The sequence below is a fragment of the uncultured Megamonas sp. genome (genome assembly GCF_958438645.1).
GTDB lineage: Bacteria > Bacillota > Negativicutes > Selenomonadales > Selenomonadaceae > Megamonas.
In genome coordinates this window covers 62,491-85,149 of record NZ_CAUBSM010000006.1, presented here as the reverse complement: position 1 = coordinate 85,149, position 22,659 = coordinate 62,491, and the positions used below count along the sequence as shown (strand labels likewise).

Genomic DNA, 22,659 nt, shown 5'->3' with positions numbered 1-22,659 from the left:
TAAATCTGCACATCAAAAAGATGTTGCAGATTTTTTGCTATGAAAAACTTTTTTGAATGATAATTAATAGCATTTATATTTTTAGAAATGGGTGGTTTTTATGACAGACGCAAACACTTTAAAGCGTAATACAGCATGGCTGTCAATTATGTCAAATACGCTATTGGTTGTTTTAAAATTAGCAGTTGGTTTATATGTAGGAGCAGTTAGTCTGGTATCAGAAGCTCTACATTCAGGTGTTGATTTAATAGCTGCTTTTATTGCATTTTGGGCTGTACGAAAAGCCGTAGCTCCACCAGATAAAGAACATGATTATGGTCATGGTAAATTTGAAAATTTATCTTCAGCGGTAGAAGCTTTATTGATTGTAGCTACAGCTATTTTTATTATTTATGAAGCAATACACAAATTTAATACACCATTAGACCCAGAATTTTTACAATATGGTATATATATAATGTTTATTTCTATTGTTGTAAATATTATTGTTTCTCGTCGTTTAATATCTGTAGCGAAAAAGACTGATTCACAGGCATTAGAAGCAGATGGATTACATCTTCAAGCAGATGTATGGACTTCTGTCGGTGTTTTATTAGGTCTTGTAGGGATGAAAGTATTTGGCTTTTTATGGTTGGACCCTGTCATTGCTATTGTTGTAGCTTTAATTATTTTCCATGCAGGATATAAAATGGTTGTAGATAGTGCAAGAGAATTAACAGACAGTAGTTTATCTCAGGAAGAAGAAGCTATTATCGGTGAAATTATTTTATCACATAAAGGATTAAGAGGTTATCACCATTTACGTACAAGAAAATCTGGTTCTGATAGACTTTTAGATGTGCATGTTACTTTTGATAGAGATATGCATTTAGAAGATGTTCATAATATTTGTGATGATATTGAACGTAAAATAAAAAGTAAATTTGGTGGATTTGATATAACTATTCATCCAGAACCTGTAGATGAAAATGGTTCAGTTATAAAAAAAAACTACGTTAAGGCATGAGGTTTAAATAGATGGAAAAAATTCAGTATAAAGTAAATGATGTAGTACGCATGAAAAAAAAGCATCCATGCGGTAGCGATACATGGACAATACTTAGAGTTGGTATGGACTTTGGCTTAAAATGTAATGGATGTGGTCATTTTGTGATGATGCCACGTGTAAAATTCGAAAAGATGGCTAAAGCTATAGTAAACGAAGAATAATGCAACTAGGTATTGTATTTTGATTTTGACAATGATATAATTTTGGTGGTTCTAATCATATTATGAATATCTGGAGAGGTGTCCGAGTGGTCGAAGGTGATTGACTCGAAATCAATTGTACCGAGAGGTACCGTGGGTTCGAATCCCACCCTCTCTGCCATATGTGCATAATAGACCTGCTCATACGAGCAGGTCTTTTTTATTTTGTGTGGAAAATATAGATTAAAGGTGGGTAAATAGATGGTAGAATGTTCAATTTGTCATAAACATATTGATGAAAAAGTAGCTTTGGTCAATACAGATAAAGATGGCAATAAACGCATTATTTGTCAGGATTGTTTTAAACAGGAAGCTGGTGTAGATTATAAAACTTTTGCTTACCGTAAAGAGAATGCAAAACAGATTTCTATTGCAGTAGTTATTTGTTTGGCGATGACTATTTATGCTTTTATTGAGAAAGGGCCATTGTATGGAGCATTAGGAATTGTATTGACAGTGCTTATATATTTCTTTTCAGGAAAAATAAAATAAAAAATAATATAAGTAATATATTTATGAGGTGATATTATGGCTTATCGTGAATATATAGAAAAAGGTTATATGCCTTCTCGAGAAATGATGAAAAAATTTCTCATCGAGCAAATAGAGTTTAAACGAAAAACAGAAACTGTAGATTTATACAATGCTGTAGATAGAGTCAGTGCTGAAGATGTGAAAGCAAAAGTCGTTTTACCTAAATTGCCAGTGAGCAAAATGGATGGTATAGGTGTTTGTTTTTCAGATTTTGAAAGTGGCATACCAAATACTGAAAATTGGCAAGAAGGCAAAGAATATATTTTTGCCAATACTGGCTGTGTAGTGCCAGAACCATATGATACAGTTATTCTAATTGAAGATGTTCGTTTTATAGAAGGTAAATTAAAAATCTTGGCTAAACCTGAAAAAAAGGGGCAATTAATTGATCCACCAGGAAGTCTTATTGGTGAAAATGAAATTTTAGTAAATAAATATGCAAAAATCACAGCACCTCAAGTTGGCTTATTAGCTTCAGGTGGTATTAAAGAAGTAAAAGTCATAGCAAGACCAAAGATAGTATTTATTCCTACTGGTGATGAATTAGTATCGTGGCAAAATGATGATTATCCTATAGATAAAAATATAGAGTCAAATAGCATGATGTTATATGCTTTTTGTCAGCAATATCAAGCGGATTTAACAATTTTTCCGATAATTCCAGATGATAAAGTAAAATTAAAAGAAGCACTTACAAAAGCAAGTGATATGGCAGATATTGTATTAATCAATGCAGGTTCTTCTAAAGGAACAAAGGATTTTACGCTTGATTTATTAGAAACAGAAGGTGAAGTTTTAGTTTACGAATTGGGTTGTAGACCAGGTAAACATTCTAGTTTCTCTAAATTTAGACAAAAACCAGTATTGGGCATTGCAGGTCCTCCAAATGGTGCTGAATTGGCTATGCGTTTTTATCTAAAAGCTATTATGCAAGCTTATTATCATCAAAAATTAAGTTCTTTGGAAACAATAGATGTAATCGTAGATTTTGATTTTACAGCACCTAAAAATGCAGATTTTTGTCTGCAAGTTCATATTTTTAAACAAAATGATGAATATCATGCACAAATGATTAATCCTAAAGGTGTAACAAGAGCCACTTTATTACAAAAATATAATGGTTTTATTTACAGACTAAAGGGTACTAGTTTAAAAACAGGCGATGAAGTGACAGCAGAATTAATTGTTGAACGAAAAGAAATTAAAACAGAAAATTGAATTTATGTAAGATAGAAATGATGAGGATTTTCGATGCAAGATTGTTTTAAGCGTGATATAGATTATTTGCGAGTATCACTTACAAGTAATTGTAATTTGCGTTGTCAGTATTGTATGCCCGAGCAAGGAATAAAACAAAATGAAAAAATACTTTCACAAAAAGATTTAATACATTTAGTGGAATTAATCAGTTCAACGGGTATAAAAAAAATAAGGCTCACTGGCGGAGAGCCATTATTATATCCGAATATTGAAGATTTAATAATAAGATTTAAAGCAATACAAGGTATAGAAAAAATAGTATTGACTACAAATGGCATATTATTATCTAATAAAGTAGATGTTTTGAAAAAAGCTGGTATAAGTGGTATAAATTTAAGCTTGGATTGTCTTGATAAAAATTTATTTAGAAAAATTACACGAGGTGGAAATATAGATAAGGTTTTGTCTGGTATAAAAGCGGCAAAAGAAAAAGATATTCCTTTGAAAATTAACAGTGTAATTATGCAGGGAGTAAATACACAAGAGATAATTCCCTTGATTGAATTTGCCAATGATAATAAAATTGATTTACGACTTATTGAATTAATGCCGATGAATGTAGCAAAAGATTTTAAAGCGGTAAAAGAAGATGATTTAAAAGCTATAATTAGCAAAAAATATGGAGCTTTAAAACCAATAGATATTTTTGAAGGTCCTGCACATTATTATCAAGTGGAAAATTTAGTTATAAATATAGGATTTATTTCAGCATTATCACATAAGTTTTGTGCTAATTGCAATCGTTTACGATTGACATCAACAGGTATTTTAAAGCCTTGTTTGCATTATAATAGTGGTGTTAATTTGAAAAAATTGTTAAACGATAATATATCAGATGAAGAAATTTTAATGATAATAAAAGATACTATTTATCATAAACCTAAAAATCATCATTTAGAAGATAAAACTTTTTGTCAAAAAGAGGATAAATCTATGTCTTTAATTGGTGGATAAGTGATATAATAAATAAATGTCACTAAATAATATTTTAATTGAATACAGGAGGTATTTTTGATGAACAAATCTGTACATCCAGTTGATGAAAGATTGCCATTAGGTCAAACGTTTCTCTATGGTCTTCAGCATGTATTAGCAATGTATGCTGGTGCAGTAGCTGTACCACTTATTGTGGCAAATGCTATCGGTCTTAGTACAGAGGATTTAATTTATTTGATTAATGCAGACTTATTTACTGCTGGTATTGCAACTTTAATTCAGACTTTAGGTCCATTAAAAATGGGAAGTAGGTTACCAATTGTGCAAGGTGTAACATTTGCGGCTGTTTCACCGATGATAATGATTGGTCAAGCTGATGGATTAACGGCGATTTATGGTGCTGTTATAGCCAGTGGGTTGTTCATGTTTTTAATGTCTCCATTTTTTAGCAGATTGGTTGGGTTTTTCCCTCCAGTGGTAACAGGTAGTGTTATTACAATTATCGGTTTATCTTTATTGCCAGTAGCAGTAAGATGGGCTGGTGGCGGTAATCCTGCTGCCGAAGATTTTGGAAGTATTCCAACTTTGTTGTTATCCACTTTTGTTTTATTGTTAGTAATTATATTTTATCGTTGGTTATCAGGCGTATGGAGAAATATTTCTGTATTATTAGCTTTAATAATAGGTACAGTAGTAGCTTCTTTCTGTGGTTATACAGATTTTAGCCATATAGGTAAAGCTGATTGGCTAGGTCTTGTTACTCCTCTTCATTTTGGTGTACCAACTTTTGATATTCCAGCAATTATTGTAATGATTTTAGTTATTTTGGTTGTTATGACAGAAACAACTGGTGATATTATTGCTGTAGGTGCTATCGTAGGTAAGCCAGCAGATCAAAAGACTATTACAAGAGGTCTTCGTGCTGATGGTTTCTCCACTTTACTTGGCGGTATTTTAAATACTTTCCCTTATACAGCATTTGCTCAAAATATCGGTCTTATCACACTTACAAATGTAAAAAGCCGTTTTGTTGTAGCAGGCTCTGGTGTTATTTTAATTTTATTAGGTTTATTCCCTAAAATGGCAGCATTAGTTGCTTGTATTCCTGCACCTGTACTTGGTGGTGCTGGTATTGCTATGTTTGGTATGGTAGCAGCAAATGGTATTCGCGTATTGGCGAAAGTTGAATATGAAGGTGAAGGAAATTATAATGTTCTAATCGTAGGCATCAGCCTTGCAATGGGTCTATTATCCATGGCTGTTCCTGAAATCTTCAAACATTTAACTGGCATTTGGAGCATTATTTTCCATAGTGGTATTACAATTGGAAGTTTAACAGCGATAATTTTAAATGCTCTTTTAAATAGAAATAATAAATTGAGAAGATAATAAAAAAACTCCTTTAGTTTTTGATATGCACCCAAAATATTGGACATATTAATTAAGCTAAAGGAGTTTTTTATTGTTAGGAAATATGTGATAAACTTTTATTAAATTATATAATACAATAAAAATAGAATTATTTATAAATTTTATTATAGATATTGGAAGGAGGATATTTATGATTTTTTGTAAAAGTGGTGGTTGTAGTGCCAAATTAGGACCAAAGGTTTTAAGCAAGGTATTATCTAAATTACCTAAATTTGAAGATGAAAATTTGTTAGTGGGTTTTGACTCAAGTGATGATGCTTCTGTATATAAATTGACAGATGATATTGCGATGATACAGACATTGGATTTTTTCCCACCAATGGTAAATGATCCGTATATTTTTGGACAGATAGCTGCGACAAATGCAGTTAGTGATGTATATGCTATGGGTGGCACAGTAAAAACTGCACAGAATATAGTATGTTTTCCTGAAAATGAAGATTTAAATATTTTAGGGCAAATAATGGCTGGTGGAGCTAGTAAAATCATGGAAGCTGGCGGAATTTTATCTGGTGGTCATTCTGTAAATGATGAAAGTATTAAATATGGTTTAGCAGTAACGGGTATTGTCAATCCTCAAAAAATATATCAAAATAATACTATAGAATTAAATGATGATTTAATTTTAACAAAGCCACTGGGTGTGGGTATTATTATGGCAGCAAATTCTGTTGGTGAAGCAAGTAATGAGGCTATGCAAAAAGCTATAAAATCCATGACTACTTTAAATAAAAAGACAGCAGAAGTCATGATGAATTATGACGTCCATGCTTGCACTGATGTAACAGGCTTTGGTTTTATTTGTCATCTTTTGGAAATGGTAGCTAAAGATTATAGTGTAGATGTTTACACAGAAAATTTACCGATTATCAAAGAAGCTTTGACTTATGCAGATAATTTTTTAATCACAAGTGCAGGTCAGAGAAATCGCAATTTTGCGGGAGAAAAAGTTTCTTTTACAGATAAAATATCCTTTGCTATGCAAGAAGTTTTATTTGATCCACAGACATCTGGTGGTTTATTGATGAGCATAAATCCTAAAGATAGTAAATCTTTAGTAGATGAATTACAAAAAGCAGATATAGATGCACGTATTGTGGGCAAGGTGACAAATTTAAATGAATATAAAATAAATGTTATGTAATTTTTTTAGAGGTGATTGTTTATGGAAAAAACTATAGATGCTAGAGGACAGGCTTGTCCAAAACCATTAGTAATGGCTAGAGATACATTAAAAACTTTGACTCAAGACGATAAATTAAACGTAGTTGTCGATAATTTAGTTTCTGCACAAAATTTGGAAAAAATGGCAAGTCAAATGAATTTGCCATCACAAAAAATACAGCAGGGCTCAGATTATATAGTATCTTTATTTGTAAAAAAATCCATGTTCATTCCTCAACAAGAAGAAATAAAATGTGAAGTGCCAACAAAAACTGATAATTCTTTTGTCGTTGTAGTCAGCAGTAATGTAATGGGTCATGGTGATGATAAATTAGGTGGTATTTTAATTAAAGGTTTTATTTATTCTTTGACTTGTTTGGAAACATTGCCAAAATCTGTTATTTTTTATAATAGTGGTGTTAAATTGGCAGTTGAAGGCTCTGAAGTTTTAGAAGACTTAAAGACTTTAGCTGATGCTGGTGTAGAAATTGTAGCTTGTGGTACTTGTTTGGAATTTTACCAGTTAAAAGAAAAATTAGCTGTGGGTAAAATCGTAAATATGCTTGATATTGTAGAACGTCAGGCAAAAGCTGCGAAAGTGATAAAACCATGATTTATTTTGATCAAGCCGCAACTAGTTATCATCGACCAGATTGTGTAGCTACTGCTGTTGTAGAAGCTATATTTCATGCAGGTAATGCATCAAGAAGTACGGCAGGGCCTTCTATATGGTCTTCGCGAATTGTATATGAAGCACGTGAAAAAATCGCAAGACTATTTAATGCAAAAACAGAAAATGTAGCATTTACTTCTGGTGTAACTGAAAGTTTAAATTTAGTCATAGCTTCTTTTTTCAATAAAGGGCATATCATAACTACAGCAAATGATCATAATTCTGTTTTACGTCCATTGTATTTACGAGAAAATGATTTGGATTTAACGATAATTCCTGTAGATAAAGATGGAAATTTTGAATATGAATTGATGGAGAGAGCTTTTCGTCCTGATACTTTGGCTGTGATTACAACAGGTGCTTCAAATGTTACTGGTAATCTCATGGATATACAGCGTATAGGGACTATAGCTCATGAGCATAATGCTTTATTTATCTTAGATGCTGCTCAAGTAGCTGGTTTGATACCGCTTGACATGGAAAATTTCAATATAGATATTTTATGTTTTACAGGGCATAAAGAATTATTTGCTCCTCAAGGTACAGGTGGCATTGTTTTGCGTGAAGGTCTTCATCCTGTACCTGTAAAAGTTGGTGGCAGTGGTTTTTATAGTTTTGCGAAAAATCACCCAGATATGATGCCGAATGTATTTGAAGCAGGAACAGCAAATGTTCATGGTATAGCAGGTCTTAATGCTTCTGTGGATTGGATTTTAAAGCATGGCTTGGATATAGATGCAATTTTATTAGCTAAAACTTTCTATGAAGGGCTTAGAGAAATTGAAGACATAAAAATCTATGGTTGTTTCAAAAAAAATCGTGTGCCTGTGATCAGTTTTAATATCAAAGATATAGATTCTTCTGTTATAGCAGATAGATTATGGATGGAGTATAATATTGCTGTTCGCAGTGGTATACACTGTGCTCCTCTTATTCATCAGGCTTTAGGTACTGATAAACAAGGTACAGTGCGTTTTAGTTTTTCAAGATTTAATACACAAGAAGAAGTAAAACAAGCATTAATAGCGATAAAAGAAATCAGGGACGATTTATGTCAAGATTAGGAAAATCTTTAAAATTAGTGATAACATTTGATAATCCAACACATGCTTTTGCTTTTGAGTCTGCTTGTAAAAAAGCAAATATCGCTGGCAGATTATTGCCTGTACCTGTAAAGCTTACAGGCGGCTGTGGTATTGGTTGGACTAGTAAAATAGAAGATAAATCTATAGTAGAAGATTTTATAAAACAGAATAATTTAGCAGTTAGTCATATTTTAGAGCTAGAGTTTTAGTCTTGAAGTTCATTTAATATAGATAAAGTATCTATATCTATTAATTCTTTAGCAGAATTTACTTCGACTAAAGTTAATTCATCAAGATGTTTTTGAATGACAATGCGACCGCCTTTATCTCCTTGGATAGCAAGTAATTCTGGTAGATATTTTTGAGCGAAAATCACAGGATTACCTCTTTTTCCTGCATGTGATAGGGCACAAATATTGCCTTTTTTTTGCCATGTTTGGCAGAGGTTATTTAGGCTTGCAAATGTCAAAAATGGTTGGTCGCAAACGATGAATAAATAGCCGTCAATATTATTATCATTTGTATTATCAGCAGAAGATAATTGTTGGCTGGCTTTTATGGCTAATTGCATAGAATGAGATTGACCCAAATGAGTATCATAGTTAGGAACGACTATTATATTTGGGTCAATTTTTTTGGTGATTTCAGGATATTTAGTAACTAAAATTGTCTGCTTAGGATTTAGTTTTTTGATTAAATTTAAAGTATATTGATACATAGGAATATTATTTATAGGATAAAGTAATTTATTCGCACCGAAACGAGAGCTATTGCCAGCAGCTAAAATAATAACGCATAGAGATTTTTTATACATAGAAAACACCTCATAGGAGAATAAATTTATGTTTTTAGAATATACAAAGAAAAAGTTGATTAATAAAAGTATAGTAGAGTATTTGCAAGTGAAAAATCAAGATATAATTTCTATATCTGGTGCAGGTGGTAAAACTTCTACAATAAAATTATTAGCTAAAAATTTAGTACGTGAATATAAGAAAGTTTTGATTACAACAACGACAAAGATGTTTAAAACAGCAGATGCCATAACGATAAGAGATAAAAATTTATTAAAGCAAAAATTAGAACAGCAAAATTGGATATTTACTGGTCAAGATTATGGCAAAAAGATAAGTTCATGGGACGAAGAATTTTTGCGAGAAATCATATCTTTGGCAGATATAACTTTGATTGAAGCTGATGGAGCGAAAAGATTGCCATTTAAATTTCCCAAACAAAATGAACCGGTATATATATCTTCATCAAATAAAGTGGTGTATATTGTAGGCATGAGTGCATTAAATCAGCCATTAAAATCTTTATGTCGGGCAGAACTTTTAGCAAAGTTTTTACAAAAGCAAGTAAACGAAAATCTGACAAAAAATGATATAATAAAAGTGATATCAAGTGAACAAGGAGCAAGAAAAGATATAGGTAGGCGAGAGTTTTTCGTCATCTTAAATCAAGTTGATAATTTGTTTGCTTTACAAAAGGCTGTATTTATAGCTGAAAAATTAGCAGAATATGGAATAAAAGTGGCGATAAGTAGTTATCGTGATGAATTTTAAAAAGTAAAAATAGAGAAAGTAAAGGTAAATTTTTATGGAAAAAATATTGATAAAAGGTGCTGGAGATTTAGCCTCAGGCATTGCTTGGCGATTACAAAGAGCTGGATTTCCGATTATTATGACGGAGATAGAAAAGCCTTTGACTGTGAGATTGACAGTGTCATATTCTAATGCTGTCTATGAAAACGAAGTGAATATAGAAGGCATAAAAGGAAAGTTAGTAAATAATTATCAAGAGGCACAAGCAGTTATCGCACAAGATAAAATCGCTGTAATTGTTGATGAAAATGCTGATATTGCGAAAGAATATAAACCAGATATTATCATTGATGCTATAATGGCTAAGAAAAATATAAATACAAAAATTGATGATGCACCGATTGTCATTGCTGTAGGGCCTGGATTTACAGCTAAAAAAGATTGCGATTATGTTATCGAAACGAAAAGAGGTCATTTCTTAGGTAAGGTAATCGAAGAGGGCAGTGCCATAAAAAATACAGGTGTTCCAGGAAATATTGGCGGTTATACTATAGAGAGAATTATCAGAGCTAATGGCGAGGGCGTATTTAAATCCGTGGCAAAAATTGGTGATTTTGTAAAAAAAGGCGATATTGTAGCCTATGTTGATGATAGAGAAGTAACAGCCTTAATAGATGGTATCGTCCGCGGTATGTTGCATGATGGTATTGTAGTTACAGATAAGATGAAATGTGGAGATATTGATCCACGAGCAGAGCAAAGTCATTGTTTCAGCATATCGGATAAATCTAGAGCCATAGGTGGCGGTGCTTTAGAAGCTGTATTATATGGTTTGAAAAATTTGAGAAAGCAGGGCAAAAAATGATTACAATAAAAGCTTTTTGGCAAAAAGTGCAAATGCAATTAAAAGCAAATAATCCTGTGATTTTGGCAATGGTCATGGAGAAAAAAGGCTCTGCTCCACGTGGAGTAGGTGCACATATGCTTATTTTAGCTGATGGCTCAACGGTGGATACAATTGGCGGTGGCCCTTTAGAATATTTGGCTATACAGGAAGCTAAGCAAAATTTAAAAAATGGTAAATCCATAGTACAGACTTTTTCTTTGAATAATGCTACTGCTGGTGAATACGGTATGGTTTGTGGCGGTCAATTGACGGTTGCTCTATATTGTTTACAGCAAAAAGATTTAGTTCAAGTGGAAAAAGCATTGACTTTAATCCATACGAAAAATAAAATCGTTTTAAGCTTAAGTTGGCAAAAGGAAAACTTTGATTTTAAAGTTTATGACTTAGCGGAAAGTTTTGCTTTGAAAGAAAAGTTGATTAAAAAATCTTTATTGCAGATGGATACAACAAATCAATCTGGGCAATATTTAGAAATCATGAAGCAAAGCCCTAGAGTTTATCTATTCGGTGGAGGATATGTAGCTCAAGAGGTCGCAAAATTATTATCAAATTTAGAATTTGAATATATAGTGCTTGAAGAACGCAGTGAATTTGCTAAAAAAGAATTATTTCCAGACGCTAAACGCATTGTAGTTGTAGATTATGCGGATTTTAGTAAGCAGGTGGAAATAAAAAACAGCGATTATGCGATTGTGGTAACAAATGGTCATACAAAAGATACTTTGGTTTTAGAAAGTTTATTAAAAAATCCTCCAGCATATATTGGCGTGATTGGCAGTAGACATAAAAAAGCTCATGTAGAAAATTATTTAGCTGAAAAAGGCTTTAGCGAAGATTTAATAAAACAAATTATCATGCCTATAGGGTTAGATATTAAAGCGGAAACACCTTCCGAAATTGCAATTAGTATTGTGGCTCAGTTAATTCAAAAAAGAGCACAGTAAAATAATTTTAGATAGGAGTAAAATAGATGTTTGGATTAGGTATACCAGAATTAATTTTAATTTTAGTAATTGCTTTAGTGGTATTTGGCCCTAAGAAATTGCCAGAAATAAGTAAGGCTTTAGGTAAAAGTATAAAGGAATTTAGAAATTCAACATCGGATATTACAGATACAGTGAATACTGTTAAAGATGTAACTGATGTAGCTAAAAAATTAAAATAATAAGTTATAAATTATAAATGAGGAAAATATGGCGAATTTTACGCATTTTAATCAAGATGGTGAAGCTATCATGGTTGATGTCAGTCAAAAAGATATTACTATGCGGATAGCTATTGCCGAAGGTAGTATAAAAGTAAATCAAGAAGTTTTTCGTTCAATCAAAGAACAGACTAATAAAAAAGGTGATGTATTAGCCGTTGCTAGAATAGCTGGTATTATGGCAGCAAAAAAAACAAGTGATATGATACCGCTTTGTCATCCATTATTTATTACAAAAGTTACGATTGATTTTGAATTAGACGAAGACAATTATATGATAAAAGCTATTGTTACGACAAAAGTTAATGGCAAGACTGGTGTAGAGATGGAAGCACTACATGCTGTATCAGTTACATTATTGACGATTTATGATATGTGCAAGGCTATAGACAAAAGTATGGAAATAGCAGATATACGTCTATTGCATAAAGAAGGCGGAAAATCTGGTGTTTATGATTATGAAAAATAATAAGGAGTATAGAATTTAATTTATGGGAAAAATTTTAGCTGTATGTATCAGTGAACAAAAAGGTACTTTAAAAACTGCTGTAGATAAGGGCTTGATGATAAAGGATTTTGGTTTAGAACATGATGCTCATGCTGGAAAATGGCATCGTCAGATAAGCTTATTAGCAGTAGAAGCTGTGAGAGCTTTTGAAGAAAAATATAATTTCAAAGTTCCTGCTGGTGCATTTGGCGAAAATCTTTTAGTTGAAGGTATTGATTTAAAAAATTTGCCGATTGGTACAAGATTGAAAGTAAATGATATTTTATTGGAAATCACTCAAATAGGTAAAAAATGCCATTTAGGTTGCAATATTCAAAAGCAAACAGGTGAATGTATCATGCCTAATGAAGGTGTATTTGCGATTGTATTAAATGGTGGAGAAATTAAAGCACAAGATACGATTTTTGTAGAAGCTTGAGAAGGTGAAAGAAATGTTTGAAGTAGCGATAATCACTGCAAGTGATAAAGGTGCAAAAGGTCTTCGTGAAGATTTAAGTGGTCCATGTATAAAGCAGATTGTAGAAGAGTCTGATTATAAAGTAGTATCTATGGAAATTTTGCCAGATGATAGAGCTTTATTGGCAGATAAAATGATAGAGCTTGCGGATAAAGAAATTCCTTTGATTTTGACGACAGGTGGCACAGGTTTTTCACCAAGGGATAATACACCTGAAGCGACAAAAGATGTAATTGAAAAAGAAACACCAGGAATTTCTGAAGCTATGCGTATGTATAGTTTAAAAATTACACCGAGAGCTATGTTGAGTCGAGCAACTTCAGGCATTAGAAAAAAATCTTTGATTATTAATTTGCCGGGAAGTCCTAAAGCTGTAAGAGAATGTTTGGAATATTTATTGCCGACATTAGATCATGGTCTTAAAATCATGCTTAATTTAGATAGTGAATGTGCTAGAAAATGAAAGAACCGCAATTTAGTTTGATCGCTAAATTGCGGTTCTTTTTATAAGAATTTAATGATTAATAGTTTTTATAGAGAATGCGAATGGAATTTAAAATACAAATCATGGCTACACCAGTATCGGCAAAAATGGCTGCCCACATGGAAGCAAAGCCCATAAGACCGAGAACCATGATGAGTATTTTTATACCTAAGGCAAAGACTACATTTTGCCATGCTATGCGAATGGTATCACGAGAAATATTTATCGCTTGGAAAATAGAATGAACTTTAGAATTCATAAATACCACATCAGCAGCTTCAATAGCAGCATCAGCACCACTGCCCATAGCAGCACCAACATCAGCACCAGCGAGAATAGGAGCGTCGTTTATACCATCGCCGACAAAAAATACATTACCATGTTCTTGTCTGAGTGAGGATAATTTTTTCAATTTGTCTTCAGGTAAGAGTTTTGCATGAACTTTATCAATGCCTACTTCTTTAGCTACGGCATAAGCACTATGTTCATTATCACCTGTAAGCATAGCTGTAGTTAAACCTAATTTTTTCAATTTAGAAATAGTGGTTTTAGCATCATCTTTAATAGTATCACCGATGACGATAGAGCCAGCGTATTTATCATCTATGCCAATGAATATTTCTGTGCCATCGTTAATAGGTAAATCATCAGGTAAAGCAATATTAAATCGTTGCATTAAGCGTTTATTACCGCAATAAATTTTTTGCTTGTCGATAGTGCAGATTATACCTTCACCAGCAATTTCTTGATTATCAGTAGTAGCTTTTAAATTGAGTTGTTGTTTACTTGCTTCATTGATAATGCTGATAGCAATAGGATGAGAAGAAATTTTTTCACAACTAGCACAAAGAGCGAGCAGTTCTTCTTTTGTGTAATTATTTGCAGGATTTATGGTTTTAACTGTGAAATTACCATGAGTCAATGTACCTGTTTTATCCATGACGATAGTTTTTATATTTTTTAAAGCTTCTAAAGCTAGACCGCCTTTAAATAAAATTCCTTGTTTGGAACCGCTACCGATACCAGAGAAAAAGGCAAGTGGTACACTTAATACTAAAGCACAAGGGCAACTAATTACTAAAAAAGTCAAAGCGGTATAAATCCAATGTTCCCAATCACCTGTAATTAATGAAGGAATGACAGCTGTGACAAGGGCAACAGCAACAACAATTGGAGTATAAATTCTAGCAAAACGAGTGATGAATTTATCTATTTGAGGTTTGTTGGCAGCGGCATTTTCTACAGCTTGTAAAATGCGAGAAACCATTGATTCAGATAGAGGTTTTTCCACTTTCATTTTGATAGCACCAGAAATATTCAAACAGCCAGAGGTGAGGGAGCTATTAGGGGCAATTTTTATCGGTACAGGTTCACCAGTAACAGGTGATGTATCCAAACGACTTTCACCTTCAATGACAATGCCATCAACAGGAATTCTATCGCCAGCACGAACTAATAAAATATCGCCGACTTTGGCTTCACGAGCAGAGATAACAGAAATTTTATCACCTTGGAGTAGATTTACTGTTTCAGGTCGTAAGTCAACCGCGTCCATGATTTGACTGCGACTTTTTTCTGTAGCACGTTCTTCAAAATATTCGCCAATACGATAAAAGAGCATAACACCGACAGCTTCAGGATATTCTTTGATGGCAAATGCTCCTAAAGTAGCGATACTCATGAGGAAGTTTTCGTCAAAGACATTGCCATGAAATAAATTGGTGATGGCGGTTTTTAGTACATGGAAGCCTAAAATTAAATAAGCTACAATGTAAAGATAAAGTGTATATTGATCAGGCACAAGCGAGGTAAATTCGCCAATGATAAACAAAATGGCACCGAATACAATTTCAATAATATCAATGGTTTTTTCATCAAGAATTTTTTTCGTATTTTGATGAGATTTTGAAGAAACATCATCAGCATTTATGATTTTTATACCATTTTCAATGGAATTAGCTATTTTATTTATTTGAGGTAGAAGTGCGTCAGGATTTTGAGCTACTATTTTTAATTTTTTAGTAGCAAAAGTTAATTGAGCAGATTGGATTTCAGGTAATTCATTTAATTTTTTTTCTATTTTAGCACCACAGTTGGCACAATCTAAGTTTTCAATTAGATAGATTTTTTCTGCATAGTTAGAAGTAGAATTAGAAGTATTTTCTTCAAGTTGAGAGATTATGGTGCCAGGTTCAATTTTATCTGCTATTTTTTGAATAGTAGGTAATAATTCATCGGGATTTTTGGCTATTAGCGTTAATCGCTTAGTTAAAACGGAAATAGTAGCATTATCAACATCGGAAAGTTCGTTGATTTTTCGTTCAATTTTAGCAGCACAATTAGCACAATGGATATTTATTGTGTAAATTTTTTGCTTGTGATTATTATTATCAATAAATAAATTAGAAGTAGTAGCCATATGTACGCCTCTTTTCTAGAATTATCATTTTATACCCCATGGGGTATTATTTTTTACGTCTTTAGTATACCCTATGGGGTATATCTTGTCAATAATGAATATCAATAATAATAAATTTTATTTGACTAAATGTAAATTTTCGTTAGAATTGTTATAAATATTTTAATAGATTTTATAAAAAATAAGGAGATGCTTTTTATGAATGATAAAGAAAATATTTATTTTCGTTTAGCCCAAATAGATGATGCAGAAAAATTAGTAGAAATTTATGCTCCCTATGTAAAAAACACGAATATCACTTTTGAATATGAAGTGCCAACAGTTGACGAATTTAAACAGCGTATAACAAAAATAATGTCAAAATTTCCTTATATTGTAGCTTGTATTGGTGATGAAATAGTGGGTTATACATATGCTTCAACATTCAGAAGTCGTAGAGCTTATGATTGGTGTGTAGAAACTTCTATTTATATTAATGAAAAATATCAAGGCAAAAAAATAGGAGAGTTTTTATATACGAAATTAGAAGCAATTTTAAAATTGCAAAATATAACGAATTTAGTAGCAAGCATAACATATCCCAATCCGCAAAGTATAGCTTTTCATGAAAAATTTAATTATAAGAAGATAGCTCATTTCACAAAATGTGGTTATAAGCAAAATTGTTGGTACGATATGATTTTTATGGAAAAAATGATAAATGAGCATTTAGTTCCAGCCAAAGAAATTATTTATTTACCTGATTTAGATAAAAATTTAGTAGAAAAGATATTGCAGAAATGATAATTTGATTTGCAGTATTAAAAGATAATGCCTATAATATAAATATATTAAATTAAATAGAGATAGGTGCGTAAGCTTAATAAGGAAACTGGAAGAGCCAGTACGGTCCCGCCACTGTAAGGGGAGCTATTTTCAATTATGTCACTGAAATAATTTATTTTGGGAAGGCGAAAATTAGCGAGGAACCTAAGTCAGGAGACTTGCCTATTGGAAAAACACCGTGAAATTTATAGATGATATATTTTTCAGACTCACGAGAGATGGGCAGGTGGAGAATTTTTCGTAGAAATACGGGATAAGTCTATCTCCCTGCCCAAAGGGAGATTTTTTTATGCGTAAAGAAATGAAAAGTGGCTATACAACAGGTTCTTGTGCAGCTGCTGGTACAAAAGCTGCTATACTTGCTTTACAGGGAAATGTGGTTCAAGAAATTGAATTATACGCTTTAAGTGGAGAATTATTGCATATTCCCATTAAAAATGTAGAGCTTACATCAACTGGAGCAAAGGCAGAAGTCATAAAAGATGCTGGTGATGACCCAGATATCACACATGGAGCTTCTGTATTTACGGAAGTAAAAATAAATAAAGATGATGATAAAATCAATTTTTATGCTGGTTTAGGTATTGGAAAAGTTACAGAGGCAGGTTTGTCTATTCCGCCAGGAGAGCCGGCAATAAATCCAGGGCCACGAAAAATGATGACGAAAGTCGTTCGTGAATTGTTGCCAGAAGGTTATGGTTGTGATATTACTATTTCTATTCCTAAAGGAGTGGAACTAGCGAAGAAAACACTTAATCCTATATTAGGTATAGAAGGCGGTATTTCTGTAATTGGCACTACTGGCGTAGTGCGTCCAATGTCTGAAGAAGGCTTTAAAAATTCACTTACACCGCAGATTTCTGTAGCCAAAGCAAATGGATTTGATGATATTATTTTTGTTCCTGGAAAAATTGGTGAAAATATCGCTAGTAAATTAAATCTTCCAGCAAAAGCTATGGTGCAGACAAGTAATTTTATCGGTCATATGTTGGAATTTGCTGCTGATGAAGGAATAAAATCAGTGCTTTTATTTGGTCATTTAGGTAAATTAGTAAAAGTAGCTGGAGGAATTTTCTACACACATAGTAAAATAGCTGATGCTCGCTTGGAAATATTAGCTTCTTATGCTGCTCTTTTAGGTATGGATAAAAAAGGCGTAGAAGAAATTTTTAAAGTGAAGACAACAGAAGCAGCTATGCCAATCATTGAAAGATATGGATTGGTAGAAAAAGGTTTTTATGATTTATTAGCTAAAAGAGCTAGTCTTCGCAGTGAACAACATGTATTTAATGCTTTCAAAGTAGGAACTGTGATGGTTACTTTGAAAGGTGAAATTTTGGGCATGGACGATAATGCAAGAGAAATAGGTGGTAGATTAGGTTGGAACATAAAATAATTGTGGCTGGAATTGGTCCAGGGGCGAAAGAATATGTCATTCCTATGGCTATGCAAGCTATAAATGAAGCAAAAGTTTTAGTTGGAGGAACAAGAGCATTAAATGAATTTTCTCATCAAGGTCAAAAAACTTTTGCCATAAAAGCAGATATCACTGCTGTGATGGATTTTATAAAAGTAGAATTAAACGATAATGATGTAGTAGTAATGGTATCTGGCGATCCTGGATATTATTCTTTGTTAAGTGCTTTGCGTAAGAATTTTCCTTTAGAAAATATAAAAGTAATCCCAGGGCTAAGTTCTATGCAAACAGCTTTTGCCAAGATAGCACTTCCATGGCAAGAAGCTAGTCTACTTAGTTTTCATGGACGTGTACCGAGTGATGAAGACTTAAAATATTATCCAGGTCGCATAATCGGTATGCTTACAGATAATAAATTTAATTCTAATGCTATAGCCACATATTTGATAGCAAGAGGCTGGGATAAAAATGCGAGAGCATATATTTGTTCTAGACTTTCTTATCCTGATGAAAAGATAGTCAGCTTATCTTTAGATGAAGCACAGACAAAAGCATGTGCGAGTCATTGTGTGATGATAGTTGAAGGTTAATATAAAATTATAAATAGAAAGTTGGTGCATATTTGAATTTACCAGGAATAGCAGATGAAGAATTTATTCGCGATAAAGTGCCAATGACAAAAGAAGAAATTCGCATTTTGACGATGTGCAAGGCAAAAATTCGTCCTGACAATGTCATTTGGGATATTGGTGCTGGTACAGGCTCTTTATCTATTGAAGCGGCTTTACTTGCTCCTCAAGGAGAAGTTTATGCTATAGAGAAAAAAGATTTAGCTGTTGATTTATTACATCAAAATATTGCTAAATTTAAATTGGAAGATAAAGTTAAAGTCATTGCCACAGAAGCACCAAAAGGATTAGATGAATTGCCAAATTGTGATGTAGTATTTATCGGTGGCAGTGGCAAACATATGTTTGAGATTTTAGATATAATTGATAGCAAATTAAATGAAGGTGGACGCATTATCGTAAATGCGGTGACAATCCAGACAATATCTGAAATCACAACATATATGAAGCAAAAAGAAAATTACACTTATGAAGCAATTCAAGTACAAGTAAATCGTTTAAGACAAATCGGTTCATACGATATGTTCAATGCACAAAATCCAGTTTATATTGTTACTTGTAAAAAACTAAAATAAGTAAAATAAGATGAATTAGGGAGGATATTTTTTATGGTTTATATTATTGGTGCAGGCCCTGGGGATCCTGAACTTATTACAGTTAAAGGTCAAAGATTATTAAAAGAAGCAGATGTAATTATTTATGCTGGTTCTCTTGTAAATCCTGCATTATTAGATTATGCAAAAGCAGATTGTGAAATTTATAATAGTGCTTCTATGACTTTAGGCGAAGTTATTGAAACAATTACAGCAGCAGAACAAGAAGGCAAAATGACAGTTCGACTCCATACTGGTGACCCTGCAATTTATGGTGCTATTCAAGAACAGATGGACGAATTATCTCGTCGCAATATTGAATATACAGTAATTCCTGGTGTAAGTTCTTTCTTAGCTACAGCAGCAGCTTTAAAACAGGAATATACACTTCCTGAAATTTCTCAGACTGTAATCATCACACGCAATGAAGGTAGAACACCTGTTCCTGAAAAAGAAAAATTAAAATCTTTAGCAGCTCATCAAGCTACTATGTGTATTTTCTTGAGTGTGCATATGATTTCTGAAGTAGTAGAACAGTTGATTGAAGGTGGCTATGAACCATCTACACCTATTGCTATCGTGCAGAAAGCTTCTTGGCCTGAACAAAAAATTGTACGTGGAACACTTGAAACTATTGCCGATATTGTTAAAGAAAATAATATTTCTCGTACAGCTATGATTGTTGTAAGTAAATGTTTAGATACAGAATATGCAAAATCTCGTCTTTATGCACCAGAATTTAGTCATATGTATCGTCAAGGTACAGATAAAGCTTAATGAAATATGCAATTATTACTGTAACTAAAAATGGTGCTGATTTAGCTTGTAAATTGCAAAATACCTTGAAAACTTGTGATATCTATGTAAAAAAAGATAGATATGATATTAGTTTAACTGGTCATATATATGAGTATGACAAAATGAGTGAAGTGATAAAAAATATTTTTGCTGAGTATGAAGCAATTATATTTTTCACTTCGACAGGTATTGCCGTGCGAATGATAGCACCATTTATCGTGCATAAAGTCAAAGATCCAGCTGTAATAGTTTTAGATGAAAAAGCTAATTTTGCGATAAGTTTGTTATCTGGTCATTTGGGTGGAGCAAATGAACTTACGTTGAAGATTGCTGATATATTAAATGCTATGCCAGTTATTACTACAGCGACAGATACGAATAAAATAATTGCTCCTGATGTGGTGGCAAGAAAATATAATTTAGTGCCTTATCCTTTAGAACATATAAAAATAATTAATTCAGCATTAATTCAACAGCAAAAAGTTATTTATTATGTAGATAAAGATTTAGAGCAAAGTGAACAGATGATAATCGATTTGGCTAGAGATTTTAAGATTGAAGCTAAATTGATTGATGTAGAAGAACTTGATAGGCAAAATGATTTTTGCGTATTTATCACAGATAAACGACAAGTGCGAGAAAATATATTATTTTTAACGCAAAAACAATTGATAATTGGCGTTGGTTGTCGTAAAGATGTTGAATTAAATCTTGTGGAACAGGCAATAAATGAAGCAAAAAAAATGGCAGATTGTGAAGATTTAAAAATCAAAGCTTTAGTTTCTACAATCGTCAAGCAAAATGAAAAAGCTTTGTATCAATGGGCAGAAAAATATAAAGTAGAAACCCATTTTTATGATAATACAATCATGCAAAATGTGATTGATAAATATAAATTACCTGAATCTAATTTTGTGAAAAAACAAATTGGTATAGGAAATGTATGTCAAGCTGCTATATTGGCATATAATGAGAGGGCAAAAATAATTTTGCCGAAAACAAAATTTGAGAAAGTGACGGTGTCCTTAGCATGGGAATGATTAAAGTAATTGGAATTGGTCCAGGTGGTAAAGAGGATATGACTCCTCGTGCTTTAAATGCTATTTTAGAAGCTGATACAGTAGCAGGATATAACACATATATTAAATTGATTAAACATCTTTTAGATGGAAAAAATGTAATTGGCACAGGAATGATGCAAGAAGTTGACCGTTGCAAAATGGCTATTGAAGAAGCTGTAAAAGGTCATAATGTTGCAGTAGTTTCAAGTGGTGACTCTGGTGTATATGGTATGGCAGGTCTTGTCTTAGAATTATTATTGAAATTGCCAAAAGAAGAAAGACCACAAGTTCAGATTGTAGCAGGACTTTCTGCTGTAAATGCAGCCGCTGCTGTATTAGGTGCTCCACTTATGCATGATTTTGCAATCATCAGCCTAAGTGATTTATTGACTCCATGGGAATTGATTAAAAAACGTGCAGACCTTGCAGCTCAAGGCGATTTTGTAATTGGTTTATACAATCCAAAAAGCCATAAACGCGTACAGCATATCGAAGAAATTCGTGAAATCATGTTAAAATATAAAGACCCTAAAACTCCAGTTGGCATTGTAAATAGTGCAAGCCGTGAAAATGAAACAATGGTTATTTCTGATTTAGAAAACTTCACCAAAGAAGATATCAATATGTTTTCTATGGTAATCATTGGCAATAGCAAAACTTTTGCTAAAGAAGGCTTTATGATAACACCTAGAGGCTATGAAGTATGATTTTTGTAGCTTCAGGAACGCAAGATGGTAGAGGTCTTGTAGAATATTTATTAAAGCAAAATTATAAAGTCATGGCTTCTGTCGTTACTAATTATGGTAAGGAATTATTACCGAAAGATGAAAATTTAATCATCAATGACCATAAATTAGATGAAGACGCTATGAAGATTTGCTTAAAAGAAAATCAGATAAAAGTCTTTGTAGATGCTACGCACCCATATGCGGTGAATGTATCTAAAACAGCTATGCAGGTTTGTGGTGAATTAAATATACCTTATATTCGCTATGAAAGAGAAGTAACGCCAATACCTGCTTATAATAAACTTCATTTAGTGAAAACTTATGAAGAAGCATCTGACCTTGCTATGCAATTAGGTGAAAATATCTTTTTGACAACAGGTAGCAATCGTTTAGATTTATTTGCTAATGATAGTAAAAAATACAATAAGCATATTATAGCGAGAGTACTTCCTGCTATTGCTTCTCTGCAAATCTGTGAAAACTGTGGAATATCTCCCAAAGATATAGTAGCTGTGCAAGGGCCTTTTTCGGAAAGCTTGAATATAGCTTTATATGAAAAATACAATGCAGATGTTGTTGTGATGAAAAATAGTGGTACTTTAGGTGGCACAGAAACAAAATTGACAGCTGCAATTAAATTAGGTTTAGAAATTGTCATTATTGATAGACCTAGAATAGATTATAAAAATTTAACTCATGATTATGATTGTGTAGGCACATTTGTTGCCAAATATGAAAAATAGGAGGGATTTTG

Annotated in this window: 27 protein-coding genes, 1 tRNA gene and 1 riboswitch; of the genes, 26 read left to right on the top strand and 2 right to left on the bottom strand. The window is 32.6% G+C overall.

Annotated features, from left to right (window positions below; translation table 11 throughout):
- Positions 1 to 100: 100 nt before the first annotated feature.
- The 11 genes from Q5I67_RS06560 to Q5I67_RS06510 all read left to right on the top strand — a co-directional run bounded on the left by Q5I67_RS06560 (position 101) and on the right by Q5I67_RS06510 (position 8,540).
- On the top strand, positions 101 to 1,006 hold the full coding sequence (locus tag Q5I67_RS06560) for a cation diffusion facilitator family transporter (protein ID WP_296895757.1): 906 nt from the start codon (positions 101 to 103) through the stop codon (positions 1,004 to 1,006).
- An 11-nt stretch (positions 1,007 to 1,017) separates the two neighbouring features.
- Positions 1,018 to 1,209, top strand: a complete 192-nt coding sequence (locus Q5I67_RS06555) for a DUF951 domain-containing protein (RefSeq protein ID WP_296895756.1) — start codon at positions 1,018 to 1,020, stop codon at positions 1,207 to 1,209.
- A gap of 72 nt (positions 1,210 to 1,281) precedes the next feature.
- Positions 1,282 to 1,369 (top strand) — tRNA-Ser (locus tag Q5I67_RS06550).
- A gap of 80 nt (positions 1,370 to 1,449) precedes the next feature.
- Positions 1,450 to 1,740 carry a hypothetical protein gene (locus Q5I67_RS06545; protein WP_296896408.1) on the top strand — a complete coding sequence of 97 codons (291 nt, stop codon included), beginning with the start codon at positions 1,450 to 1,452 and terminating at the stop codon, positions 1,738 to 1,740.
- Between the two features lie 36 nt (positions 1,741 to 1,776).
- The gene (locus tag Q5I67_RS06540; protein ID WP_302486778.1) at positions 1,777 to 3,000 is read left to right on the top strand and encodes a molybdopterin molybdotransferase MoeA; all 1,224 of its coding nucleotides are present in this window, start codon (positions 1,777 to 1,779) and stop codon (positions 2,998 to 3,000) included.
- Between the two features lie 33 nt (positions 3,001 to 3,033).
- On the top strand, positions 3,034 to 3,996 hold the full coding sequence (gene moaA, locus Q5I67_RS06535; RefSeq protein ID WP_302486777.1) for a GTP 3',8-cyclase MoaA: 963 nt from the start codon (positions 3,034 to 3,036) through the stop codon (positions 3,994 to 3,996).
- Positions 3,997 to 4,056: 60 nt separating this feature from the next.
- Entirely contained in the window at positions 4,057 to 5,367 is a 1,311-nt protein-coding gene (locus Q5I67_RS06530; protein WP_302486776.1) for a nucleobase:cation symporter-2 family protein, read from the top strand.
- Positions 5,368 to 5,539: 172 nt separating this feature from the next.
- Complete coding sequence (selD, locus tag Q5I67_RS06525; RefSeq protein WP_302486775.1) at positions 5,540 to 6,553, top strand: selenide, water dikinase SelD; 1,014 nt, start codon at positions 5,540 to 5,542, stop codon at positions 6,551 to 6,553.
- A 21-nt stretch (positions 6,554 to 6,574) separates the two neighbouring features.
- Positions 6,575 to 7,186 carry a sulfurtransferase-like selenium metabolism protein YedF gene (gene yedF, locus Q5I67_RS06520; RefSeq protein WP_296896400.1) on the top strand — a complete coding sequence of 204 codons (612 nt, stop codon included), beginning with the start codon at positions 6,575 to 6,577 and terminating at the stop codon, positions 7,184 to 7,186.
- A complete protein-coding gene (locus Q5I67_RS06515; protein WP_296896398.1) occupies positions 7,183 to 8,310 on the top strand; it encodes an aminotransferase class V-fold PLP-dependent enzyme in 1,128 nt (375 codons plus the stop codon). Before yedF ends, Q5I67_RS06515 begins: the two co-directional genes overlap by 4 nt.
- Positions 8,298 to 8,540 (top strand): DUF3343 domain-containing protein, encoded by a 243-nt coding sequence (locus Q5I67_RS06510; protein ID WP_296896397.1) that lies wholly within the window; start codon positions 8,298 to 8,300, stop codon positions 8,538 to 8,540. The genes Q5I67_RS06515 and Q5I67_RS06510 overlap by 13 nt, the downstream gene beginning before the upstream one ends.
- Here the strand turns inward: Q5I67_RS06510 and Q5I67_RS06505 are convergent.
- Positions 8,537 to 9,145 carry a nucleotidyltransferase family protein gene (locus Q5I67_RS06505; RefSeq protein WP_302486774.1) on the bottom strand — a complete coding sequence of 203 codons (609 nt, stop codon included), beginning with the start codon at positions 9,143 to 9,145 and terminating at the stop codon, positions 8,537 to 8,539. The genes Q5I67_RS06510 and Q5I67_RS06505 overlap by 4 nt on opposite strands.
- Positions 9,146 to 9,173: 28 nt before the next feature.
- On the opposite strand from Q5I67_RS06505, the gene yqeC reads away from it, so the two are divergent.
- From yqeC to Q5I67_RS06470, 7 genes are read left to right on the top strand one after another with little or no spacing between them, the layout of a single operon-like run.
- Positions 9,174 to 9,896: a selenium cofactor biosynthesis protein YqeC gene (yqeC, locus tag Q5I67_RS06500; protein WP_302486773.1), complete on the top strand. Its 723-nt coding sequence runs from the start codon at positions 9,174 to 9,176 to the stop codon at positions 9,894 to 9,896.
- A 34-nt stretch (positions 9,897 to 9,930) separates the two neighbouring features.
- The gene (gene yqeB / locus Q5I67_RS06495) at positions 9,931 to 10,740 is read left to right on the top strand and encodes a selenium-dependent molybdenum cofactor biosynthesis protein YqeB (RefSeq protein WP_302486772.1); all 810 of its coding nucleotides are present in this window, start codon (positions 9,931 to 9,933) and stop codon (positions 10,738 to 10,740) included.
- A complete protein-coding gene (locus Q5I67_RS06490) occupies positions 10,737 to 11,726 on the top strand; it encodes an XdhC family protein (protein ID WP_302486771.1) in 990 nt (329 codons plus the stop codon). Before yqeB ends, Q5I67_RS06490 begins: the two co-directional genes overlap by 4 nt.
- Positions 11,727 to 11,752: 26 nt before the next feature.
- On the top strand, positions 11,753 to 11,947 hold the full coding sequence (gene tatA / locus Q5I67_RS06485) for a twin-arginine translocase TatA/TatE family subunit (protein WP_008539032.1): 195 nt from the start codon (positions 11,753 to 11,755) through the stop codon (positions 11,945 to 11,947).
- Positions 11,948 to 11,975: 28 nt separating this feature from the next.
- Positions 11,976 to 12,455, top strand: a complete 480-nt coding sequence (moaC, locus tag Q5I67_RS06480; RefSeq protein ID WP_302486770.1) for a cyclic pyranopterin monophosphate synthase MoaC — start codon at positions 11,976 to 11,978, stop codon at positions 12,453 to 12,455.
- 22 nt (positions 12,456 to 12,477) lie between these two features.
- Positions 12,478 to 12,912 (top strand): MOSC domain-containing protein, encoded by a 435-nt coding sequence (locus Q5I67_RS06475; protein ID WP_018998611.1) that lies wholly within the window; start codon positions 12,478 to 12,480, stop codon positions 12,910 to 12,912.
- Between the two features lie 13 nt (positions 12,913 to 12,925).
- Positions 12,926 to 13,414, top strand: coding sequence for a molybdenum cofactor biosynthesis protein B (locus tag Q5I67_RS06470; protein WP_118035655.1), 489 nt, complete (start codon positions 12,926 to 12,928; stop codon positions 13,412 to 13,414).
- Positions 13,415 to 13,472: 58 nt separating this feature from the next.
- Here Q5I67_RS06470 and Q5I67_RS06465 read toward each other — a convergent pair whose 3' ends face one another.
- A complete protein-coding gene (locus Q5I67_RS06465; protein ID WP_302486769.1) occupies positions 13,473 to 15,854 on the bottom strand; it encodes a heavy metal translocating P-type ATPase in 2,382 nt (793 codons plus the stop codon).
- A 198-nt stretch (positions 15,855 to 16,052) separates the two neighbouring features.
- Here Q5I67_RS06465 and Q5I67_RS06460 point away from each other — a divergent pair, with 198 nt between their 5' ends.
- The 8 genes from Q5I67_RS06460 (at position 16,053) to cobK (ending at position 22,648) form a co-directional block, all read left to right on the top strand.
- The gene (locus tag Q5I67_RS06460) at positions 16,053 to 16,637 is read left to right on the top strand and encodes a GNAT family N-acetyltransferase (RefSeq protein ID WP_302486768.1); all 585 of its coding nucleotides are present in this window, start codon (positions 16,053 to 16,055) and stop codon (positions 16,635 to 16,637) included.
- A gap of 47 nt (positions 16,638 to 16,684) precedes the next feature.
- A riboswitch (cobalamin riboswitch) is annotated at positions 16,685 to 16,860 on the top strand.
- Positions 16,861 to 16,968: 108 nt separating this feature from the next.
- Positions 16,969 to 18,075, top strand: a complete 1,107-nt coding sequence (gene cbiD, locus Q5I67_RS06455; protein ID WP_118204827.1) for a cobalt-precorrin-5B (C(1))-methyltransferase CbiD — start codon at positions 16,969 to 16,971, stop codon at positions 18,073 to 18,075.
- Positions 18,060 to 18,686, top strand: coding sequence for a precorrin-6y C5,15-methyltransferase (decarboxylating) subunit CbiE (cbiE, locus tag Q5I67_RS06450; protein ID WP_118204828.1), 627 nt, complete (start codon positions 18,060 to 18,062; stop codon positions 18,684 to 18,686). The genes cbiD and cbiE overlap by 16 nt, the downstream gene beginning before the upstream one ends.
- A 32-nt stretch (positions 18,687 to 18,718) precedes the next feature.
- A complete protein-coding gene (gene cbiT / locus Q5I67_RS06445; protein ID WP_302486767.1) occupies positions 18,719 to 19,300 on the top strand; it encodes a precorrin-6Y C5,15-methyltransferase (decarboxylating) subunit CbiT in 582 nt (193 codons plus the stop codon).
- Between the two features lie 33 nt (positions 19,301 to 19,333).
- Complete coding sequence (gene cobM, locus Q5I67_RS06440; RefSeq protein ID WP_008539017.1) at positions 19,334 to 20,095, top strand: precorrin-4 C(11)-methyltransferase; 762 nt, start codon at positions 19,334 to 19,336, stop codon at positions 20,093 to 20,095.
- Complete coding sequence (locus Q5I67_RS06435) at positions 20,095 to 21,156, top strand: cobalt-precorrin 5A hydrolase (protein WP_302486766.1); 1,062 nt, start codon at positions 20,095 to 20,097, stop codon at positions 21,154 to 21,156. The genes cobM and Q5I67_RS06435 overlap by 1 nt, the downstream gene beginning before the upstream one ends.
- Positions 21,147 to 21,884: a precorrin-3B C(17)-methyltransferase gene (cobJ, locus tag Q5I67_RS06430; RefSeq protein ID WP_117585319.1), complete on the top strand. Its 738-nt coding sequence runs from the start codon at positions 21,147 to 21,149 to the stop codon at positions 21,882 to 21,884. The genes Q5I67_RS06435 and cobJ overlap by 10 nt, the downstream gene beginning before the upstream one ends.
- Complete coding sequence (gene cobK, locus Q5I67_RS06425) at positions 21,881 to 22,648, top strand: precorrin-6A reductase (RefSeq protein WP_302486765.1); 768 nt, start codon at positions 21,881 to 21,883, stop codon at positions 22,646 to 22,648. The genes cobJ and cobK overlap by 4 nt, the downstream gene beginning before the upstream one ends.
- Positions 22,649 to 22,659: the final 11 nt, after the last annotated feature.

Coding starts and splice junctions, on each gene's coding strand:
- Q5I67_RS06465 (WP_302486769.1), bottom strand. CDS start 15,854: ATGGCTACTACTTCTAATTTATTTATTGATAATAATAATCACAAGCAA.
- selD (WP_302486775.1), top strand. CDS start 5,540: ATGATTTTTTGTAAAAGTGGTGGTTGTAGTGCCAAATTAGGACCAAAG.
- cobJ (WP_117585319.1), top strand. CDS start 21,147: ATGGGAATGATTAAAGTAATTGGAATTGGTCCAGGTGGTAAAGAGGAT.
- Q5I67_RS06510 (WP_296896397.1), top strand. CDS start 8,298: ATGTCAAGATTAGGAAAATCTTTAAAATTAGTGATAACATTTGATAAT.
- yedF (WP_296896400.1), top strand. CDS start 6,575: ATGGAAAAAACTATAGATGCTAGAGGACAGGCTTGTCCAAAACCATTA.
- Q5I67_RS06515 (WP_296896398.1), top strand. CDS start 7,183: ATGATTTATTTTGATCAAGCCGCAACTAGTTATCATCGACCAGATTGT.
- tatA (WP_008539032.1), top strand. CDS start 11,753: ATGTTTGGATTAGGTATACCAGAATTAATTTTAATTTTAGTAATTGCT.
- moaC (WP_302486770.1), top strand. CDS start 11,976: ATGGCGAATTTTACGCATTTTAATCAAGATGGTGAAGCTATCATGGTT.
- Q5I67_RS06555 (WP_296895756.1), top strand. CDS start 1,018: ATGGAAAAAATTCAGTATAAAGTAAATGATGTAGTACGCATGAAAAAA.
- cobM (WP_008539017.1), top strand. CDS start 19,334: ATGGTTTATATTATTGGTGCAGGCCCTGGGGATCCTGAACTTATTACA.
- Q5I67_RS06545 (WP_296896408.1), top strand. CDS start 1,450: ATGGTAGAATGTTCAATTTGTCATAAACATATTGATGAAAAAGTAGCT.
- Q5I67_RS06435 (WP_302486766.1), top strand. CDS start 20,095: ATGAAATATGCAATTATTACTGTAACTAAAAATGGTGCTGATTTAGCT.
- Q5I67_RS06460 (WP_302486768.1), top strand. CDS start 16,053: ATGAATGATAAAGAAAATATTTATTTTCGTTTAGCCCAAATAGATGAT.
- Q5I67_RS06540 (WP_302486778.1), top strand. CDS start 1,777: ATGGCTTATCGTGAATATATAGAAAAAGGTTATATGCCTTCTCGAGAA.
- yqeC (WP_302486773.1), top strand. CDS start 9,174: ATGTTTTTAGAATATACAAAGAAAAAGTTGATTAATAAAAGTATAGTA.
- Q5I67_RS06470 (WP_118035655.1), top strand. CDS start 12,926: ATGTTTGAAGTAGCGATAATCACTGCAAGTGATAAAGGTGCAAAAGGT.
- cobK (WP_302486765.1), top strand. CDS start 21,881: ATGATTTTTGTAGCTTCAGGAACGCAAGATGGTAGAGGTCTTGTAGAA.
- yqeB (WP_302486772.1), top strand. CDS start 9,931: ATGGAAAAAATATTGATAAAAGGTGCTGGAGATTTAGCCTCAGGCATT.
- cbiD (WP_118204827.1), top strand. CDS start 16,969: ATGCGTAAAGAAATGAAAAGTGGCTATACAACAGGTTCTTGTGCAGCT.
- Q5I67_RS06560 (WP_296895757.1), top strand. CDS start 101: ATGACAGACGCAAACACTTTAAAGCGTAATACAGCATGGCTGTCAATT.
- Q5I67_RS06530 (WP_302486776.1), top strand. CDS start 4,057: ATGAACAAATCTGTACATCCAGTTGATGAAAGATTGCCATTAGGTCAA.
- Q5I67_RS06475 (WP_018998611.1), top strand. CDS start 12,478: ATGGGAAAAATTTTAGCTGTATGTATCAGTGAACAAAAAGGTACTTTA.
- Q5I67_RS06490 (WP_302486771.1), top strand. CDS start 10,737: ATGATTACAATAAAAGCTTTTTGGCAAAAAGTGCAAATGCAATTAAAA.
- moaA (WP_302486777.1), top strand. CDS start 3,034: ATGCAAGATTGTTTTAAGCGTGATATAGATTATTTGCGAGTATCACTT.
- Q5I67_RS06505 (WP_302486774.1), bottom strand. CDS start 9,145: ATGTATAAAAAATCTCTATGCGTTATTATTTTAGCTGCTGGCAATAGC.